At 39.3% G+C, this 18243-nt stretch carries 15 protein-coding genes and 3 pseudogenes; 13 read left to right on the top strand and 5 right to left on the bottom strand.

Going from position 1 to position 18243, the window contains the following annotated elements:
- Window positions 1-10 precede the first annotated feature (10 nt).
- Window positions 11-1159 carry a recombinase RecA gene (gene recA, locus I1J71_RS01165; RefSeq protein WP_195183419.1) on the top strand — a complete coding sequence of 383 codons (1149 nt, stop codon included), beginning with the start codon at window positions 11-13 and terminating at the stop codon, window positions 1157-1159.
- 46 nt (window positions 1160-1205) lie between these two features.
- Here recA and I1J71_RS01160 read toward each other — a convergent pair whose 3' ends face one another.
- Window positions 1206-1760, bottom strand: coding sequence for a GNAT family N-acetyltransferase (locus I1J71_RS01160; RefSeq protein ID WP_006149229.1), 555 nt, complete (start codon window positions 1758-1760; stop codon window positions 1206-1208).
- A gap of 108 nt (window positions 1761-1868) precedes the next feature.
- On the opposite strand from I1J71_RS01160, the gene I1J71_RS01155 reads away from it, so the two are divergent.
- Both I1J71_RS01155 and I1J71_RS01150 read left to right on the top strand, forming a co-directional pair.
- Complete coding sequence (locus I1J71_RS01155) at window positions 1869-3239, top strand: MATE family efflux transporter (protein ID WP_195183418.1); 1371 nt, start codon at window positions 1869-1871, stop codon at window positions 3237-3239.
- A 96-nt stretch (window positions 3240-3335) separates the two neighbouring features.
- Window positions 3336-4052: a YebC/PmpR family DNA-binding transcriptional regulator gene (locus I1J71_RS01150; RefSeq protein WP_195183417.1), complete on the top strand. Its 717-nt coding sequence runs from the start codon at window positions 3336-3338 to the stop codon at window positions 4050-4052.
- Between the two features lie 44 nt (window positions 4053-4096).
- Here I1J71_RS01150 and I1J71_RS01145 read toward each other — a convergent pair whose 3' ends face one another.
- Window positions 4097-4780, bottom strand: a complete 684-nt coding sequence (locus I1J71_RS01145; RefSeq protein WP_195183416.1) for a hypothetical protein — start codon at window positions 4778-4780, stop codon at window positions 4097-4099.
- Window positions 4781-4990: 210 nt separating this feature from the next.
- On the opposite strand from I1J71_RS01145, the gene I1J71_RS01140 reads away from it, so the two are divergent.
- The 4 genes from I1J71_RS01140 (at window position 4991) to I1J71_RS01125 (ending at window position 9572) form a co-directional block, all read left to right on the top strand.
- On the top strand, window positions 4991-5452 hold the full coding sequence (locus I1J71_RS01140) for a MarR family winged helix-turn-helix transcriptional regulator (protein ID WP_195183415.1): 462 nt from the start codon (window positions 4991-4993) through the stop codon (window positions 5450-5452).
- On the top strand, window positions 5436-7205 hold the full coding sequence (locus I1J71_RS01135; protein WP_195183414.1) for an ABC transporter ATP-binding protein: 1770 nt from the start codon (window positions 5436-5438) through the stop codon (window positions 7203-7205). Before I1J71_RS01140 ends, I1J71_RS01135 begins: the two co-directional genes overlap by 17 nt.
- On the top strand, window positions 7195-8955 hold the full coding sequence (locus tag I1J71_RS01130) for an ABC transporter ATP-binding protein (protein ID WP_195183413.1): 1761 nt from the start codon (window positions 7195-7197) through the stop codon (window positions 8953-8955). The genes I1J71_RS01135 and I1J71_RS01130 overlap by 11 nt, the downstream gene beginning before the upstream one ends.
- Before the next feature lie 113 nt (window positions 8956-9068).
- Window positions 9069-9572, top strand: coding sequence for a phosphatase PAP2 family protein (locus I1J71_RS01125; protein WP_195183412.1), 504 nt, complete (start codon window positions 9069-9071; stop codon window positions 9570-9572).
- 754 nt (window positions 9573-10326) lie between these two features.
- Here the strand turns inward: I1J71_RS01125 and I1J71_RS01120 are convergent.
- The 3 genes and pseudogenes from I1J71_RS01120 to I1J71_RS01110 all read right to left on the bottom strand — a co-directional run.
- A pseudogene (locus I1J71_RS01120) lies at window positions 10327-10602 on the bottom strand (IS3 family transposase); the annotation flags it as partial.
- Window positions 10603-10874: 272 nt separating this feature from the next.
- Window positions 10875-11261: pseudogene (gene tnpA / locus I1J71_RS01115) on the bottom strand (IS200/IS605 family transposase); the annotation flags it as partial.
- 282 nt (window positions 11262-11543) lie between these two features.
- Complete coding sequence (locus I1J71_RS01110) at window positions 11544-14093, bottom strand: SEC10/PgrA surface exclusion domain-containing protein (protein ID WP_195183411.1); 2550 nt, start codon at window positions 14091-14093, stop codon at window positions 11544-11546.
- A 200-nt stretch (window positions 14094-14293) separates the two neighbouring features.
- On the opposite strand from I1J71_RS01110, the pseudogene I1J71_RS01105 reads away from it, so the two are divergent.
- The 6 genes and pseudogenes from I1J71_RS01105 to I1J71_RS01080 all read left to right on the top strand — a co-directional run.
- A pseudogene (locus tag I1J71_RS01105) lies at window positions 14294-14467 on the top strand (phosphatase PAP2 family protein); the annotation flags it as partial.
- 118 nt (window positions 14468-14585) lie between these two features.
- On the top strand, window positions 14586-15032 hold the full coding sequence (locus I1J71_RS01100) for a LytTR family DNA-binding domain-containing protein (RefSeq protein WP_004250544.1): 447 nt from the start codon (window positions 14586-14588) through the stop codon (window positions 15030-15032).
- Window positions 15033-15036: 4 nt separating this feature from the next.
- Complete coding sequence (locus I1J71_RS01095; protein WP_195183410.1) at window positions 15037-15711, top strand: LiaF transmembrane domain-containing protein; 675 nt, start codon at window positions 15037-15039, stop codon at window positions 15709-15711.
- Between the two features lie 105 nt (window positions 15712-15816).
- Window positions 15817-16005 carry a 50S ribosomal protein L28 gene (gene rpmB / locus I1J71_RS01090; protein ID WP_001140948.1) on the top strand — a complete coding sequence of 63 codons (189 nt, stop codon included), beginning with the start codon at window positions 15817-15819 and terminating at the stop codon, window positions 16003-16005.
- Window positions 16006-16158: 153 nt separating this feature from the next.
- On the top strand, window positions 16159-16524 hold the full coding sequence (locus I1J71_RS01085; RefSeq protein ID WP_000216443.1) for an Asp23/Gls24 family envelope stress response protein: 366 nt from the start codon (window positions 16159-16161) through the stop codon (window positions 16522-16524).
- A gap of 2 nt (window positions 16525-16526) precedes the next feature.
- Window positions 16527-18194 carry a DAK2 domain-containing protein gene (locus tag I1J71_RS01080; RefSeq protein ID WP_049496888.1) on the top strand — a complete coding sequence of 556 codons (1668 nt, stop codon included), beginning with the start codon at window positions 16527-16529 and terminating at the stop codon, window positions 18192-18194.
- The last annotated feature ends 49 nt before the right edge of the window (window positions 18195-18243 follow it).

Here is an 18243-nt window from a genome sequence, read left to right as displayed (position 1 = left end):
GGAGAACAAAATGGCGAAAAAACCAACAAAAAAATTAGATGAAATTGGGAAAAAATTTGGAGCTGATCGTGAAAAAGCTTTGAATGATGCTCTTAAATTGATTGAAAAAGATTTTGGTAAGGGTTCAATCATGCGCTTGGGTGAGAGAGCAGAGCAAAAAGTGCAAGTGATGAGTTCAGGCTCTTTGGCACTTGATATTGCACTCGGTTCAGGTGGTTATCCAAAGGGGCGTATCATCGAAATCTACGGTCCAGAGTCATCAGGTAAGACAACAGTTGCCCTTCACGCTGTAGCGCAAGCACAAAAAGAAGGTGGAATTGCAGCCTTTATAGATGCGGAACACGCTCTTGACCCAGCCTATGCAGCAGCTCTTGGGGTTAACATTGACGAATTGCTCTTGTCACAACCAGACTCAGGTGAGCAAGGTCTTGAAATTGCAGGGAAATTGATCGACTCAGGTGCGGTTGACCTTGTGGTTATTGACTCAGTTGCAGCTCTTGTACCTCGTGCGGAAATCGATGGAGATATCGGAGATAGCCACGTTGGTCTTCAAGCTCGTATGATGAGCCAAGCTATGCGTAAACTCGGTGCTTCTATCAACAAGACAAAGACAATTGCTATCTTCATCAACCAGTTGCGTGAAAAAGTAGGGGTTATGTTTGGAAATCCAGAAACAACTCCTGGTGGACGCGCCCTTAAATTCTATGCTTCAGTCCGTTTGGATGTGCGTGGAAGTACACAAATCAAGGGAACTGGTGATCAAAAAGATACGAACGTTGGTAAAGAAACTAAGATTAAAGTTGTGAAAAACAAGGTGGCTCCACCGTTCAAAGAAGCTCTTGTTGAAATCATGTATGGTGAAGGGATTTCTAGAACTGGTGAACTCTTGAAGATTGCTAGTGATTTGGATATTATCCAAAAAGCAGGTGCTTGGTACTCATACAAGGGTGAAAAAATCGGACAAGGTTCTGAGAATGCTAAGAAATACTTGGCAGATCACCCAGAAATCTTTGATGAAATTGACCACCAAGTCCGTGTTCAATATGGTTTAATTGAAGAGGAAGAAGGTTCTAAAGCAAGTGCAGCAGCTGATGCAGAATCTAACCAAGAAGTAACACTTGATTTGGGCGATGCTCTTGAAATTGAAATTGAAGAATAAAAAGAAAAGTAGCAGTAAAACTGCTACTTTTTTTATTTCGTGTTGACTAGTGGTCACTAAAGCGTCGGTATTCGATACGAAAGTCGAAGTAGTTCTCTTCTTGCAATTTTTGAAAGATGTTCCGATAGGCCTCTTCATCAAAGTGGTCGCCACGATAGAGAATTTCGAAACTCATTCCCTCGTATTCCAAGAAGGCGTTGGCAGTTTTAAAGCCATTTTGTAAGTAAAAGTCCATGCGGGATTTTCTTTGTTCAAGATTGTCACAGTCTTCGTCTAATCGCTCCACTTCAAGAATCATGGTACGCTGGTAAAAATCAATGAGTTTTTCAATGATTTCTCTCCCGTACCCATGACTGCGGAGATGGGGCATAATGGCAAAGAAACTAATGTAGAAAGCTTTTTGATTAGAAATGGCAAAAGCGAAGCCGACAAATTCTTCTTCGTTATAAAAGGCGAAAAAGTGGGCGTCATCTCTATCCTGGTAACTTAAAAATTCTTCCAAAGAGACGCGTTCTTCTTCAGGGAAGGCCTCCTTGTTTAATTGTTCCACTTTCTCAAGGTCTGGGAATACATCTGTAATTAACTGACTTGTTAAGCTCATACATACCCTCCTTTTCTGTCACGATTATACCAGATTATTTACATATAGGCAACGCTTTCTTAAGGAAACTCCCTTGTTCCTCAACTTGAAAGCTGATATAATAGCCTTATGAATAAAAAATCAACGGTGGACTTGATTCATGGGCCCATTCTTCCTTCACTGATTAGTTTTGCATTACCGATTTTACTATCCAATATTTTTCAGCAACTTTACAATACAGCTGATATTTTGATTGTTGGACGTTTTTTGGGACAAAATTCCTTGGCGGCAGTCGGAGCTACGACAGCCATTTTTGATTTGATTATTGGCTTTGCTCTCGGAGTCGGAAATGGGATGGGAGTTGTTATTGCTCGGCTTTATGGCGCTCGTAATTTTACAAAGATTAAAGAGGCTGTCGCAGCGACTTGGATTTTAGGTGCAATCCTGAGTGCTCTTGTCATGCTGATGGGTTTCTTCGGTCTTTATCCGCTTTTACAATATCTCGAAACACCTGCAGAAATCCTCCCCCAATCCTATGAATACATCTCAATGATTGTTAGCTGCGTGGGAGTTAGCTTTGCCTATAATCTCTTTGCAGGATTACTACGCTCGATTGGTGATAGCCTTGCGGCGCTTGCCTTTCTTATCTTTTCAGCCATTGTTAATGTCATTCTAGATTTATATTTTATTACACAACTGCAATTGGGGGTTCAGTCTGCAGGTCTTGCAACTATCATCTCGCAAGGTTTGTCCGCTATTCTCTGTTATTTCTATATCCGAAAGAATGTTCCAGAGCTTCTTCCAAGCTTGAAGCACTTCAAATGGAATAAGGATCTCTATATTGATCTCTTGGAGCAGGGACTAGCCATGGGGCTGATGGGGTCAATCGTTTCTATCGGAAGTGTTATTTTGCAATCCTCTGTTAATGGCTTTGGAGCAGTTATTATCAGTGCTCAAACGGCAGCACGTAGAATCATGGCCTTTGCCCTATTGCCAATGACGGCAATTTCGGCTTCTATGACGACTTTTATCTCTCAAAACTTTGGGGCAAAACGTCCAGATCGTATCGTCCAAGGTCTTCGTTTAGGGAGCTATTTGAGTATGGCTTGGGCAACCTTTGCTTGTGTGTTCCTATTTTTTGCAAGTCCTAGCCTAGTTTCTTTCTTAGTGAGTTCAACAGATGGTTACTTGATTGAAAATGGGACCTTGTACCTACGTATTAGTTCAGTTTTCTATCCATTTTTGAGTCTTTTATTGATTTATAGAAATAGTTTGCAGGGCCTCGGTCAAAAACTCTTACCCCTCATATCTAGTTTTATCGAGTTTATCGGGAAAATTGTTTTTGTCGCTTGGATTATTCCTTGGGCAGGTTATACAGGTGTGATTCTATGTGAACCACTACTTTGGCTTGTTATGACTGCACAACTTTATATCTCACTCTCTCAGCACCCTTGGATAAAAGAAGGCAAGAAAATCTTGGCAGTCGGTGGAAAATCCTAGCTTAATTTACAAAAGAAAATCCATTTCCTCTAGTGAAAATCAGCTAGACTTGTGTTATAATAAGAAAGATTAAAATGTGAAAAAAGGAGATTCCTAATGGGACGTAAATGGGCCAATATCGTAGCCAAGAAAACGGCTAAAGATGGAGCTAACTCTAAAGTATATGCAAAATTTGGTGTAGAAATCTATGTAGCAGCTAAAAAAGGGGAACCAGATCCAGAACTCAACACTGCTTTGAAATTCGTTATCGACCGTGCTAAACAAGCGCAAGTGCCAAAACACGTTATTGATAAGGCTATCGATAAAGCAAAAGGAAACACAGACGAAACATTTACAGAAGGTCGTTACGAAGGTTTCGGACCAAATGGTTCAATGCTCATCGTGGATACCCTGACTTCAAACGTCAACCGTACAGCTGCCAATGTACGTGCTGCCTTTGGTAAAAATGGTGGAAACATGGGAGCTTTAGGTTCAGTATCTTACCTCTTTGACAACAAGGGTGTCATCGTATTTGCTGGTGACGACGCTGATGCTATCTTTGAACTCTTGCTTGAAGCAGATATCGATGTAGACGATGTAGAAGCAGAAGAAGGAACAATCACTGTTTATACAGCTCCAACTGACCTTCACAAAGCTATTGTGGCTTTGCGTGAATCTGGTATCGAAGAATTCCAAGTAACAGAACTTGAGATGATTCCTCAATCAGAAGTTGAGTTGTCAGGTGAAGATTTAGAAACATTCGAAAAACTATACAGCGTTCTTGAAGACGACGAAGACGTACAAAAAATCTACACAAACGTAGATGGATTCTAATAAAAAAGCGAGCAGCTATTAAGTCTGTTCGCTTTTTAGTTATCTTAGACTCTTACTCCATCATCAGTTTGCTCTGTTCTGTCTAATCCTAGGGCAAATTTACGGATGAGAAGAAACTGACCATTTTCCTGTTTTACGAAAGTCAGTACAACTGTCTTAGTATTAGAACCGAGTGAGACATAGGAGATTTTTTTAATCTCATAGTCGCCTGAAGTTGACTCAATTTCAGAATCTGGCTGTCCATGCTTGCTGATAATATCTTTGTAGTTGGAGCCACCTTTTCCTCTGTTTGCAGTATCACCTTCTATCAAAGCATCGAATTGTTCCTTGGTCCAAGTGAAGGAATCGGTATCTTCCGTATCCTCTTCATCATTATCCTCATCGGTGCTATTATCTGGTAGCGTTCCGAAATCGTCATCCTCTGTTAAAGAGGTTAAACTTCTGTATGGGTGACGAAAATTTCTAGCCAGGTCGGTAAAAACACCAGAAGGGAGTACTTGCGTTGTCAAAACAAGGAAAATGGATCCAATGCCTAGGGCGGTTCCAATAATCGCCAATATTTTACGATTTTTGAGATTAAGGCCAATACCAAAAACTCCTAGGGCTATAGCAATAATGGCAAAGAAAAAGGCTAGAATGCTAATGATTGGTAGCCAGGAACCAAGAAGGGCCAAGGCTCCAAAGATAATGGCAAAGATTCCTAAAATTTTCTCTTCTTTATGTTTCATTTGTGATTTTCTCATTTCTAGTCAGGCTAAGATTTTCTCCGTGTGAGATAGTGTTTATTATAGATAAAATGAGAACTAATGTCAATTCTAAATAAAATAGTTCTCGTAGAAACTTTTTTTCTTGACATCTTATTTGAAAATGATAAAATAGTTCTCATGGAAACTTAATTGTTCTCTAGAGAACTATTTTTTATTTAGAAGGGAGAAAGCATGGATAAACCGATGTTGGTCTTTAAACGTTTTGGTCACCAGTTACATCTGCTGGTACAAAAGGAAGCCAAGCGTTGTGGTATTGAATTTATGGGGGGACCGCAAGGGCAGGTCATTCGTTTTTTAGAACGTCGTGAGCATGAACAAGAATTAACACTCATCAAAGATATTGAACAAGAACTCAATATTACCAAGTCAGTTGCTAGTAATTTGGTCAAGCGTATGGTGCAAAATGGTTTGGTGGAATTGGAGGCGAGCCCAAGTGATAAACGGGCAAAATTTGTTCACTTGACCGAAAAATCACACTCTCAAATGAAGCAAGTTAAGTCTTTCTTTGATCGGATTGACCGTAGTTTACTTGATGGTATTTCTGAAGAGAATCTCGTTATCTTTGAAGAAGTCCTTGGAAAACTACAAGCAAATGTAGAAAAAATAGGAGGTAAGAATGAAGAAACTCGCTAAGCGTATCACAGGAAAAGAGTGGGGCATGATTCTAATAACTGTTCTATTTACCTGTTGCTCGGTCTATCTAGAGTTAGAAGTACCGACTTACGTTTCAAAAATAACAGAATTACTCGGAACTCCAGGTACGGAGTTGGGAGACCTTTGGTCGCCAGCAACTAAGATGATAGGTTTGTCATTCTTAGCCTTCCTATCATCTGTAACAGTTGGATTTTTTGCCGCTCGAGTTGCAGCATCCTATACGGCTCATCTACGAAGCGATATTTTTAATCGTGTTTTGGATTACTCCCAGACAGAAATTAAACGTTTCTCAATCCCCAGTCTATTGACTCGGACGACTAATGATATCACGCAGATTCAGATGCTCTTTACCATGGGACTCCAAGTGGTCACTCGTGGACCAATCATGGCGCTTTGGGCTATTGGGAAAATCCTTGGCAAGTCAGAATACTGGATTTGGGCAGTAGTGGTGGCAGTCATTGTCAATGTTCTGATGACAACTGTCTTGATGACTTTGGCCTTTCCTAAACAATCTGTCATTCAAAAATTGACAGATAAACTGAACAGTATTACTCGTGAAAGCTTGACAGGGATTCGGGTTGTTCGTGCATACAATGCTGAGGAATATCAAGATAAGAAATTCGAAGAAGCCAATGATGAAGTCACACGACTCAATCTCTTTGTTAGTCGCTTAATGGCCATTATGAATCCTATTATGATGGCGATTTCTAGCGGCTTGGTCCTTGCCATTTACTGGATTGGGGCCTATCTCATCAACGATGCTAGCTTGACAGAGCGTCTACCCCTTTTTAGCGATATGGTGGTCTTCATGTCCTATGCTATGCAAGTGGTAATGGGCTTCTTACTCATGGGTGCTCTCTTTATCGTCTTGCCTCGTACCTTGGTTTCTGCAGGTCGTATCAATCAAGTCTTGGACCTTCATTCCTCTATTGAAAATCCTGGTCACCCACAGACAGCAAACTCTTCTGTAATTGGTCAAGTGGAATACCGCGACGTAACCTTCCGCTACTCTAAAAACTCAGAAGCAGTTGTGGAACATGTCAGCTTCAAGGCAGAAGCAGGGCAAACCATTGCCTTTATCGGCTCAACTGGTTCTGGTAAATCTACGCTTGTGAACCTCTTACCCCGTTTTTATGATGTATCAGAGGGAGAAATTCTAGTAGACGGCGTCAATGTTCAGAATTATGACTTAGAAGATTTGCGTAATAAAGTTGGCTATATTCCTCAAAAAGCTGTGCTCTTTTCTGGAGATGTTAAGGGCAATCTCGACTTTGGTAAGAGTCAAGAAACACCACTAAGTGATACGGCCATGTGGCAAGCTCTGGAATTGGCTCAATCTAAAAACTTTATCGAGGATAAGGAAGCTGGTCTTGAATCAGAAGTGGCTCAAGGTGGGACCAATTTCTCAGGTGGACAGAGACAACGTCTGGCCATTGCACGCGCCTTGGCTCGTAAACCAGAGATTCTTATTTTTGATGATTCATTCTCAGCCTTGGACTACAAGACCGATCGTATCTTGCGTCAAGTATTAGCTGAAAAAACACAATCCATGACCAAGTTAATCGTTGCCCAACGCATTTCAACCATTATGGATGCAGACCTTATCTTAGTCTTGGATCAAGGTAAAGTCGTAGGACAAGGCACCCACAAGGAACTTCTTGCAAGCAATGAAGTTTACCAAGAAATTGCCTATTCACAACTATCGAAGGAGGAATTGGAACATGGAAAATAAGAAAATGTCCTTATGGAAACAGTGTAGACCTTTTCTAGCAGGTCTCCAACTTCCCCTACTAATCGCAGTTGTGGCGGCTATATGTTCAAGTATTATCACGGTTTATGGACCAACTAAGATCAAAGAAATTACCAATTTGATTTCAGATGGGTTAATGACAGAGATTGACCTAGAGGCTGTCTCAAGTATTGCTAGCTTTTTGGTTATCCTCTATGTGATTGGGATTATCCTGAACTATACGCAAGCCTACATTTTTTCAACTAGTATCCAACATTTCTCAAAACGTTTGAGGACAGCTATTGCTGAGAAAATCAATCGCTTGCCACTTGCTTATTTTGACCGTCATTCTCAAGGGGACACTCTTTCTCGTGTAACCAATGACGTCGATACGGCGGCTCAGTCACTCAATCAAAGTCTAGGGACAGTTATCTCAGCTAGCTTCTTGCTGATTGCTGTTTTGATTACCATGTTTGGTATGAACTGGATTTTGGCACTAGTAACCGTTGTTTCAACCCTTGTTGGATTTACGGCGGTTTCCGTAATTATGGCCAAGTCGCAGGGCTACTTTAAAGCTCAACAAAATAACCTAGCAGCTGTAAATGGCTATGTGGAAGAAATGTACTCTGGCCACAATGTGGTGACCAGCTATAATGCTGTGGAGCCAACAAAAGAAACATTTGCTAGTCTAAACCAAGATTTACATGATAGTATATGGAAATCTCAGTTTATTTCTGGTATCATGATGCCTGCTATGTTCTTTGTTGGAAATTTTAGTTATGTTTTGGTCATTATCGTCGGTGCTGCCTTGGCTCTTGAAGGTCATATCAGTATCGGGATTATCGTAGCCTTCATGGTCTACGTACGTACCTTCTCACAACCCTTATCACAGATTGCCCAAGGAATTACCAGCTTACAACAAGCTAGTGCAGCTATGACTCGTGTCTTCGAATTTCTAGGTGAAGAGGAAATGGAAGATGAATCTCATAAGGAAAGACAATTGACCAACATGAAGGGTGAAGTAATCTTCGACAGAGTTTCATTTGGCTACACACCGGAGCGAACGATCATTCACGACTTTTCCGCGACAGCTCATGCAGGTCAAAAGGTTGCTATTGTTGGACCAACTGGAGCTGGGAAGACGACCATTGTTAACCTCTTGATGAAATTCTATGAGATTGATAAGGGAAGTATTCGCATTGATGGTATGGATACCAAGGCTATGAAGCGCTCAGAAGTGCACGATGCCTTTTCAATGGTCTTGCAGGATACCTGGCTCTTTGAAGGAAGCATTCGTGACAATCTCATCTACAATCAAACAGGTATCAGTGATGAACGTGTGATTGAAGCTGCCAAAGCAGTCGGAATCCACCACTTTATCACAACCTTACCTGATGGATACGATACTGTTTTGGATGATACAGTAACCTTGTCAGTCGGACAGAAACAACTCTTGACTATTGCTCGTGCCCTGCTCAAGGATGCTCCGCTCTTGATTCTGGACGAAGCAACATCCTCAGTCGATACTCGTACGGAGGAATTGATTCAAAAGGCTATGGACCGTTTGATGGAGGGGCGCACATCCTTTGTCATCGCCCACCGCTTGTCAACTATCCGCAATGCTGACTTGATTCTGGTCATGAAAGAAGGAAACATCATCGAGCAAGGCAATCATGATGAGCTAATGGCTCAGGGTGGTTTCTATGCAGACCTCTACAATAGTCAATTTACAGAAGACCAAGCAGAAGAATAAATCAAAAGAAGGCTTGACGGCCTTCTTTTTCTGCACTATACTAGAGTAGGAGATGCTTGCAGACTCGTTCTGTCAGGCTTCTTGTGTAAAATCTAGAAACAACGAGAAAACAGATGAAAAACTATCAAGAGTGGTACGATAAGAGGAAATCAAGTCTTCTTCGACATCCACAACTATTGCAATTGATGCGAGTCTTTAATCGCATGATGACAGTTCTGATGCCCTTAGCTTACTTGACCTTGTTGGGGATAAACTTTGTAAGTAAAGGGGTTGGGAAAGAACTTTCTGCCTATATTTTAGTTCCAGCTTTAGGATTTGTCCTATTGACGCTAGTTCGTAAGTGGATCAATCAACCACGTCCTTATGAGACTTGGGAAATTATTCCGCTACTAGACAAGGACAGCTCTGGGAATTCAATGCCTAGTCGCCATGTCTTCTCAGCAACCATCATTTCCATGGCTTGCTTGCATGCAAATCTTCCTGTGGGGTTGGTTTTGTTGGTCTTATCAGCTCTTCTCGGCTTTGTGCGGGTCTTAGGAGGCGTTCATTATCCCAAGGATGTTTTAGTTGGCTACGCCTGTGGTCTCCTTTTGGGAATTCTTTTCTTTATTTTGTAAGAAGCAAAGCAAGTGGGCTTGGCCTCGTAACCACTTACGGGTCAAGCCGTAAATTCAAACAACATGGAATTTGTGGGAACATTCTTGGTATGGTCGCAGTAACATTAGCAATGAACTATGGAACAACTTATGCAGATGAAGCTAAACAAGTAGAAACACTTGATAAGAAAATAGCTGAAAAGAAGGAAATAATCAAGAAATTGTAAAAGTAAAAAAACCAATGAAGAACCAGTTGCTGACATTAAGGCAGAATACCAAAAAGCAACTGCTTAAGAAATTCCAAACACTCCTACTTCAACTAAGAAAGTATGATCAAATACTAGTGCTGAAGTAAATGTGTTAGGTGTGATTATGGCGGGTATTACTTATGCTCTAGGAGTAATCGGTCTTAAACGTAAATATGACTAATAACTTTTAAAAAGAGCATACTGTAGAGTCAATGTCATAAGTTAGTGAACTAACCATTTGAATAGGAGATAGGATTGAGGTTATCAAAGTGATCCTCTATCCTATCTCCTATTTTTTGCATCACAAATAAAGGTTTTTTCACCTTATTTTTTGAGATTTATGTTACTCTATAGATGAAATCAACCACCCACATATCAAGGTATTTGATAAAAAATAGTTTGAGTTCCATAGTCAAACTAAGGAAATTGTCTTTTTTGAATTAAAGTTTAGTGTAAAAATTCTATACAAAACCAACACCTTACCTAGTGATTTTTTTGATAAGGTGTTACAATCATATGGCGTAAACAATTTTGCCGATTTTGGGTAGAGCATAATCTAAAGATACTCTTTTTCGTGAAAGACCTTCAAGTAGGACTTTATCAATCATTTCTTGCTTTAATTCAGGGGAATAATAACGATTTTTCCCCTTTTTGACGATTTCTATTCCATAACGGTCAATTAATTTCACCATGCACTTTAGACCAGAAACATCCACATAAAATTTTTTTGAAAGTTGTTTGAAGCTTTGACCTTGCTTTCTAAGTTCATAGATCTGAACCTTATCTTTATAAGTTAATTTCATAATCATAACCACCCGTCTAACGGGTGGTTTGTACCGGGGCTATAAGCCCAAATTACCAGCCAGCGCCTAAAGACGCTGGCTTTCACTTTGTTCAAGCCTTACTGCTCTTGACTCGTCACTTGCCTCTCAAAGAGGCTTTTGTATTACTTACCACTATCCCTAAAGGGATTCTCATATTCTTTTACACTCAATTTATCTAGTGCTATATCATGCTTTACTCGTTCTCAAATTTTCATACTCGTGAAGAAATCATCCACTGGATAATTTCTTTAATCTTGAATATATTTCTTAATTGTAGTTTCATTTAGCCCTACTGTACTCACATAGTAACCTTCCGCCCAGAAATGTCGATTACCAAACTTATACTTGAGATTTGCGTGTTTGTCAAACATCATGAGTGAACTCTTACCTTTTAAATATCCCATGAAACTTGCAACGCTAATTCTAGGTGGAATGCTTACCAACATGTGAACATGATCTAGCATTAAATGGCCTTCGATAATTTCAACACCTTTATAACTACACAAGCGATGAAATATTTCGCCTAAACTACTTCGATATTGATTATAGATGACTTTTCGTCTATACTTAGGGGTGAACACAAAGTGATACTTACAGTACCACTTTGTGTGCGATAAACTATGAGCCTTTTGTGCCATATTTTTCTCCTTTCGCTTTACAATTGGCTTGAACACCCTTATTGTATTGCGTTTGGAGTTTTTTTGGTATAACCTTCGACGCGCACCCGCATAGCGGGTGGTTTTTTTGTCTCGCACCTAGCGGAGCGAGACGGACTAATAGTCGCATAATAAAACACCCCAAAAGTTAGATTTTTTCTGTCTAACTTTTGGGGTGCAATTCAATACAGAATCGTATTTGAATTTCTTAACTTAATGACATTGGCTAAACTTGTCTTCTCTTTTTTAAATTGTCAGAATGGATTAGTCTTCTTTTTTCTTTCTTGCCAAAGCATAACCTGCAGTAGCTAAACTTATAAGTGCTGAATATGTCATGAATGATTGTTCAACTGAACCAGTATTTGGTAATACTGATTCATTAGAAGAGTTAGTTGCTGGTAGAGTGTGATTAGAATTTTGATTAGCTGTAGTATTTGTTCCGTACAATACTTTATCGAACATTCTATTGTATTTTTCAAGTTTTCTTTGTTTTTGTACTTCACGAGCTTTTTCTGATTTCAATGATTCTAAATAAGTAACCGCAGCTTCATGTTTAGATTTAAGTTCATTGATTTTAGCACGTTCTACATCAGCAACTCCTTTAGCTTTCAAGTAGATCTCTTCTTTTTCTTTTTGAACTTTTACTTTTTCTTTAAGAATAGTTTCTTGGTCTTTAAGTTGTTCTTTTAATTCTTTAATAGAATTTGTTAATGTTTCAATTTCTTTGTTGTTTTCAGCAATAGATTTTTCAGTGTTAGTAACTTTATTATTTGCTTCTGTCAATTTAGCATTAAGTGCTTTCAATTGAGCCTCAATTCGTTTAACTTCGGCTTTAGCACGTTCTATATCAGCACTTACTTTATCATATTCAGCTTTCGCTTTGTTGTAAGTTTCAGTTGCTTTAGTTAAATCAGATTCAGCTTTAGGTAGAGCAATATTTAATTCTTTGCTTTTGTTTTGAACAGCAGTAAGATTGTTATTCTTTTCTGTTAATTGGTTTGCTAATTGAGTTTGTTTAGCAACAGCACTGTCGTAAGCAGTTTGTGCTTTAGGAGTTTGAATTTCAATTGCTTCTAAACGTTTCAATTCTTTTGTTGAAGCATCAAGCTTATCAGTCGTTGATTTAACATTCTTAGTAGCTTGGGCCAATTCGGCTTTGTTTGTTTCAATTAGTTTGTCAAGAGAATTTACACGAGTAACCGTTTTGCTGTAATCTGTTGCTGGAATTTCATACTCTTTAGTTTTCAAATTGCTATCTTGAGTCTTAAAGGCTGTTTCATCAGCTCCAATTGTTACATATGAACCATCTTGAACAACAAATGTATGCAATTCTGTTTTCTTGTATTCCCATTCCAAACCTGAATGAATTAGAGCATGACCCCAATCACTTAAATAATCATCATACATCCAACGAATCATACTGTTATATAATTCAGCTTTCAATTCACCCATTGTAGTCATATTTGTTTCATAAGAATACGCAAGAGTTTCCATACGAACTGGGAGAGCGTCAGTTTTATAACCAGCTTTAGCCATGTTTGGAGCAATAGTTACATTACTTTTCACATGACCTGTATCATATGCATCATCTACAGTTGGATTTGTAGTATTAGCATGTTTACGAACAGCATCCTTATATGTTTCACCGATAAGTTTTGATAAGTTAACTGATTCTTCACTCACACGAACCATAGTTGGAACAAATGTTCCAAATTTAGTACGTACATCTTCAATGAATTGGGCCATACGGATATTCAATTCTTTTAATTGTTCTGTTGTTAGATTTGCTGGGTCAACAGTACGTGTATCGCTTTCTTTAAGCAATTCTTTAGCAGCTTCTACTTCTTTTGATGCTAAGATTTCTTTTGCAATTTTAAGAACAGCTGCATCATTTGCTTTTGATTTGTTTTGCTTATAAGCTTTAAGAGCAGAAATGTAATCAGTTGTTACTGGAATTTCCACATTATCTGCTAAAGATTTCTTAGCCGAAGTTAACTCGTTGGCCAATTTTTCTTTTTCAGATTTTTTCGCTTCTTCAGTTTTGATAGCATTATCTTTATTTGTTTGGTCTTTTGCTACAACTGTTTTTTGTGAAGCAATATTATCAGCACGAGTTTTATCAGCTTTTTTAGCGTCTTGTAATGCTTTATTTGTGTTCGTTACATTTTTATCAGCTTCTTGTTTAGCCGAAGTTAAATCTTGAACATCTTTAGTTAAAGCAGTTTCTTTTGCTTGATTGTTTTTCAAATCTTTCTTGATAGAATTTACTTTATCTTGAGCAGAGTTTTTAGCAGAAGTAGCTGCATTTAAAGCATCAACTTGTGGCTGAATTTTAGCTTCTTCATTTTTTTGTTTTTCTTTAGCAGGAGTCAATTCATTCTCTTTGTTAGAGATTTCATTTTCTGTATTAGTTACGTCGTCTTTATTAGATTGTAATTCTTTTGCTAATTTTGGAGCTTGTTCTTTATCTTTAGCTAAAGTAGCTTCAGCATTTTTTAATTTTTCGTTAGTTTTATTAACTGAATCTTGAGCAGAGTTGACTTCATCTGTTGCTTTGTTGTAATCAGATTTAGCTTGAGTTTCTTTATCGAAAGTTTCTTTTGCAGAAATTTCAGCGTTAGTTATATCTTTTGAAGTTTTCGCAACTTCTTTTTCTGCTTTCTGAATAGGAGTAGCATTTTCTGCTGTTGGAGCTACTTCAGTTGCTTTAGTAGGTTGTGCTACAGAAGTTGGTTCAGCTTCCTCTGCGAATACAGTCGTTCCAGTGGTTGCGGCTAGGATTGCGGCCCCAACAATAATAGTTTGTTTTTTCATATCAGATCCCTCTTTATCTTTTTCTAAATTAATTGCACAAAATTTCTTTTGTTCTTTACTATAATATCATAAAATGTTTTTTTTGACTTAATTCTATATTTAAATTACTTCAATTTTAAAATTTAGATAAAAAGAGCAAAGAAGTTTCTTTGCTCAAACTGATTTTGATATGTGTTATTTCGTAACTAACGAAAGCAAAAACCATCATTTCCATGGCTTGCATGCATGCTAGTCTACCTATGGGGTTGATTTTATTGGTCTTATCAGCTCTTCTAGGTCTGGTGCGAGTCTTGGGGGGAGTGCATTATCCCAAGGATGTTTTAGTTGGCTACGCCTGTGGTCTCCTCTTGGGAATTCTTTTCTTTATTTTGTAAGAAGCAAAGCAAGTGGGCTTGGCCTCGTAACCACTTACGGGTCAAAAGTGACCACTTGCTTTTTTGCCCTTGTAAAGTCTTCTGGCCTTTGGTATAGTAGATGCAGAAAGGAGATAGGATGAAGTTACGAATCGAGATTGATAGTGAATTAACTGAGACAGAGATTGTCATCAAGGCTGCAGCCCTGACAGATGAAATAGCTGACTTGCAACGACTCTTGCAAGAAACCAAGGCTCCTAGGTTGATCTTTTACAAGGGGACTGGTGAGTACTACTTAGACTTGGCAGAAATCCTCTTTTTTGAGACGGAAGGTAGCAAGATTTACGCCCATACCCAGAAAGAAGCCTATGAGGTTCGGCTCAAGCTTTATGAGTTGGAGTCCATCCTGCCCCGTTATTTCAGTCGGGTATCCAAGTCGACCATTGCTAATATTCGGCAAGTTTACTCGGTTGACAAGTCCTTCTCAGGGACAGGCACTATTTCCTTTTATCAGACCCACAAGGAGGTTCATGTGTCACGACACTACCAATCCCTCCTAAAAGAAAATCTAAGAAACATGAGGTAAGAACATGAAAAAGAAAGCATTTGGTATTGTGTTGCTAGTGTTGGCAGCTTTAGTATTGTTACAGGGAAGTTTTGGAATTCCTTCATTTGGAGGGCAGATTTGGCCCTTGATTGGTATTGGATTTTTTGCCTATCAATCAGTTGAAGCCTTGCTTCGTCGTCATTTCAATTCAGCCACTTTTACAGCCCTAGTGGCCCTCATGATTGCTAATCATTTTTATGACATTTTACCGATTCCCAATCAATCACTGTTCTGGGCGGGAGTGCTAATCGTTCTCGGAGTTGGCATGTTGACTAATTCGAACAAAACATGGAACGAGAAAAAATGGTGGTATGACGCTGAAAAGACCATTCTAACAGAAAAGGAAGTTTCCTTTGGTAGTGGAACTTTTTACAAACAGGACCAAGACTTGGTAGAAGACCAGTTTGAAGTTAGCTGTGGAAATGCCAAGATTTATTATGACAATGCAGAGATGTTAGGCGATAGTGCAACCTTGAAGGTAGAAGTCAGTTTAGGGAATGCAGTTATCTATGTGCCCCAACACTGGAGAGTGGACCTGAAGGTGGAGACTTCTTGTGGAGTAGCTAAGGCAGATGCTCCTGTAGCCCCAACCAGCAAAACCTTGATTATCCGAGGAGAGGTAGCTTTTGGGAAATTAGAAGTTGTCTATGCTAAATAAAAAAGTCTTCCAATTCCCTTGCCAAAATGGAGAAAGTGTGATAACATAGTACGGTATGTGGTGCTAGCACATCCGCTATATTAGATCTAATAGGAGGAAAACACAATGGCTAAAGTATGTTACTTTACAGGTCGTAAGACTGTATCAGGAAACAACCGTTCACACGCGATGAACCAAACTAAACGTGCCGTAAAACCAAACCTTCAAAAAGTTACTGTTCTTATCGATGGTAAACCTAAAAAAGTTTGGGCTTCAGCTCGTGCTTTGAAATCAGGAAAAGTAGAACGCGTTTAATAAACATGAAAAGACCTACAGGGTCTTTTTTGTTTTGCTCGACAGCTGAAATCATTTGAAAAATCAAGCAAATATCCGATGATACATCATTCTGCTTTTACAGTTGGGCTGAAATATGATAAAATAGAGTATCAACTATTTGAGGTAAAAAAAATGACTGTAAAAATTAATACAAAAGATGGTCAAGTCGAACTGACAGATGATGTAATCGCTACTGTCGTAGGTGGTGCAGCAACTGAAATTTTTGGTGTAGTCGGTATGGCTAGTAAAAATGCCCTCAAAGATAATTTCCAAGCCCTTCTTGGTAAGGAAAATTATTCAAAAGGTGTAGTCGTTAAAGCAGCTGAAGACGGTAGTATTGCAGTTGATGTATATACTGTATTGAGCTACGGTACAAAAATCAGTGAAGTTTCAAAAAACATCCAAGAACGTGTTCGCTTTAGCCTAGAGAACCAACTTGGAATCACTGCTCAAACTGTGAATGTCTACATTCAAAATATCAAAGTTGTAGGAGAATAATCGTGTCAAATATTACTACAAGCTTATTTCAAGAAATGGTACAGGCTGCTTCAACTCGTTTGAACAAGCAAGCCGAATATGTCAATTCATTGAACGTCTTCCCAGTTCCAGATGGAGATACAGGAACAAACATGGGAATGACAATCGAAAATGGTGCTAAAGAAGTAGCAGACAAACCAGCTTCAACTGTTGGTGAGGCTGCAAGTATCTTGGCTAAAGGTCTTTTGATGGGTGCGCGTGGAAACTCAGGAGTTATCACTTCTCAGCTTTTCCGTGGATTTTCACAAGCTATCAAGACAAAAGAAGAGTTAACAGGGAAAGACCTAGCTCTTGCTTTCCAATCAGGTGTTGAGGTTGCCTACAAGGCTGTTATGAAGCCTGTTGAAGGGACAATCTTGACAGTATCACGTGGTGCTGCCATCGGTGCTAAGAAAAAAGCAGAACAGACAGATGACGCAGTTGAAGTTATGCGTGCAGCCTTGGAAGGAGCTAAAGCAGCCCTTGCTAAAACTCCAGAAATGCTTCCAGTATTGAAGGAAGTTGGAGTTGTGGACTCAGGTGGTCAAGGTTTGGTCTTCATCTATGAAGGATTCCTTTCAGCTCTTACTGGTGAATACAGTGCATCTGAAGACTTTGTAGCGACTCCAGCCAATATGGGTGAGATGATTAATGCAGAACACCACAAATCTGTAGCCGGACATGTAGCAACTGAAGACATTACCTTTGGTTACTGTACGGAGATCATGGTTGCCCTCAAGCAAGGTCCAACTTATGCTAAAGAGTTTGACTACGAAGAATTCCGTAACTACTTGAACGAACTTGGGGATTCTCTACTTGTTGTCAATGATGACGAAATCGTTAAAGTTCACGTCCATACAGAAGATCCAGGACTTGTTATGCAAGAAGGTCTCAAATATGGTAGCTTGGTCAAGGTTAAAGTCGACAACATGCGTAACCAACACGAAGCGCAGGTAGAAAAAGAAGAAGCTCAAGTCAGCAAGCCAGTTGAAGAAAAAGAATATGCTCTTATCGCAGTAGTGGCTGGACAAGGATTGGCAGACATCTTCCGTGCTCAAGGTGTGGACTATGTCATCGAGGGTGGACAAACCATGAACCCTTCGACAGAAGACTTTGTTAAGGCTGTTGAGAAAGTTAATGCTCGTAACATCATCTTCTTGCCAAACAACAAAAACATCTTCATGGCAGCTCAATCTGCAGCTGAAGTATTGGAACAACCAGCTGTTGTGGTAGAAGCTCGTACAATTCCTCAAGGATTGACTAGCCTTCTAGCATTTGACCCAAGCAAGTCTATCGAAGAAAACCAAGAACGCATGACTGCAGCCCTTGGCGACGTTGTCAGCGGTAGTGTAACAACAGCCGTTCGTGACACAACTATCGATGGTCTAGAAATTCATGAAAATGACAATCTTGGTATGGTGGATGGTAAGATTCTCGTATCAAACCCTGATATGCACCAAACATTGACTGAAACATTGAAACATATGTTGGACGAAGACAGTGAAATCGTAACCTTCTATGTTGGAGAAGACGGAAGCGAAGAATTGGCAAATGAAATTGCTCAAGAAATCGCAGAGGAATTCGAAGATGTCGAAGTAGAAATCCACCAAGGTCAACAACCGGTTTACCCATATCTTTTCAGTGTGGAATAAAGATTAAATAATAGAAAAAGAAAGTTGAGAAATCAACTTTCTTTTTTTT

The organism is Streptococcus infantis, from assembly GCF_015546995.1.
In the GTDB taxonomy this organism is placed as follows: Bacteria; Bacillota; Bacilli; order Lactobacillales; family Streptococcaceae; genus Streptococcus; species Streptococcus infantis_J.
Note: the sequence above shows the minus strand (reverse complement) of the source record. Positions and strands in the feature narration are given on the sequence as shown.

Coding starts and splice junctions, on each gene's coding strand:
- I1J71_RS01160 (WP_006149229.1), bottom strand. CDS start 1,760: ATGAGCTTAACAAGTCAGTTAATTACAGATGTATTCCCAGACCTTGAG.
- I1J71_RS01140 (WP_195183415.1), top strand. CDS start 4,991: ATGGATAAACCGATGTTGGTCTTTAAACGTTTTGGTCACCAGTTACAT.
- I1J71_RS01085 (WP_000216443.1), top strand. CDS start 16,159: ATGACTGTAAAAATTAATACAAAAGATGGTCAAGTCGAACTGACAGAT.
- I1J71_RS01100 (WP_004250544.1), top strand. CDS start 14,586: ATGAAGTTACGAATCGAGATTGATAGTGAATTAACTGAGACAGAGATT.
- I1J71_RS01145 (WP_195183416.1), bottom strand. CDS start 4,780: ATGAAACATAAAGAAGAGAAAATTTTAGGAATCTTTGCCATTATCTTT.
- I1J71_RS01110 (WP_195183411.1), bottom strand. CDS start 14,093: ATGAAAAAACAAACTATTATTGTTGGGGCCGCAATCCTAGCCGCAACC.
- I1J71_RS01130 (WP_195183413.1), top strand. CDS start 7,195: ATGGAAAATAAGAAAATGTCCTTATGGAAACAGTGTAGACCTTTTCTA.
- I1J71_RS01155 (WP_195183418.1), top strand. CDS start 1,869: ATGAATAAAAAATCAACGGTGGACTTGATTCATGGGCCCATTCTTCCT.
- I1J71_RS01135 (WP_195183414.1), top strand. CDS start 5,436: ATGAAGAAACTCGCTAAGCGTATCACAGGAAAAGAGTGGGGCATGATT.
- recA (WP_195183419.1), top strand. CDS start 11: ATGGCGAAAAAACCAACAAAAAAATTAGATGAAATTGGGAAAAAATTT.
- rpmB (WP_001140948.1), top strand. CDS start 15,817: ATGGCTAAAGTATGTTACTTTACAGGTCGTAAGACTGTATCAGGAAAC.
- I1J71_RS01095 (WP_195183410.1), top strand. CDS start 15,037: ATGAAAAAGAAAGCATTTGGTATTGTGTTGCTAGTGTTGGCAGCTTTA.
- I1J71_RS01150 (WP_195183417.1), top strand. CDS start 3,336: ATGGGACGTAAATGGGCCAATATCGTAGCCAAGAAAACGGCTAAAGAT.
- I1J71_RS01125 (WP_195183412.1), top strand. CDS start 9,069: ATGAAAAACTATCAAGAGTGGTACGATAAGAGGAAATCAAGTCTTCTT.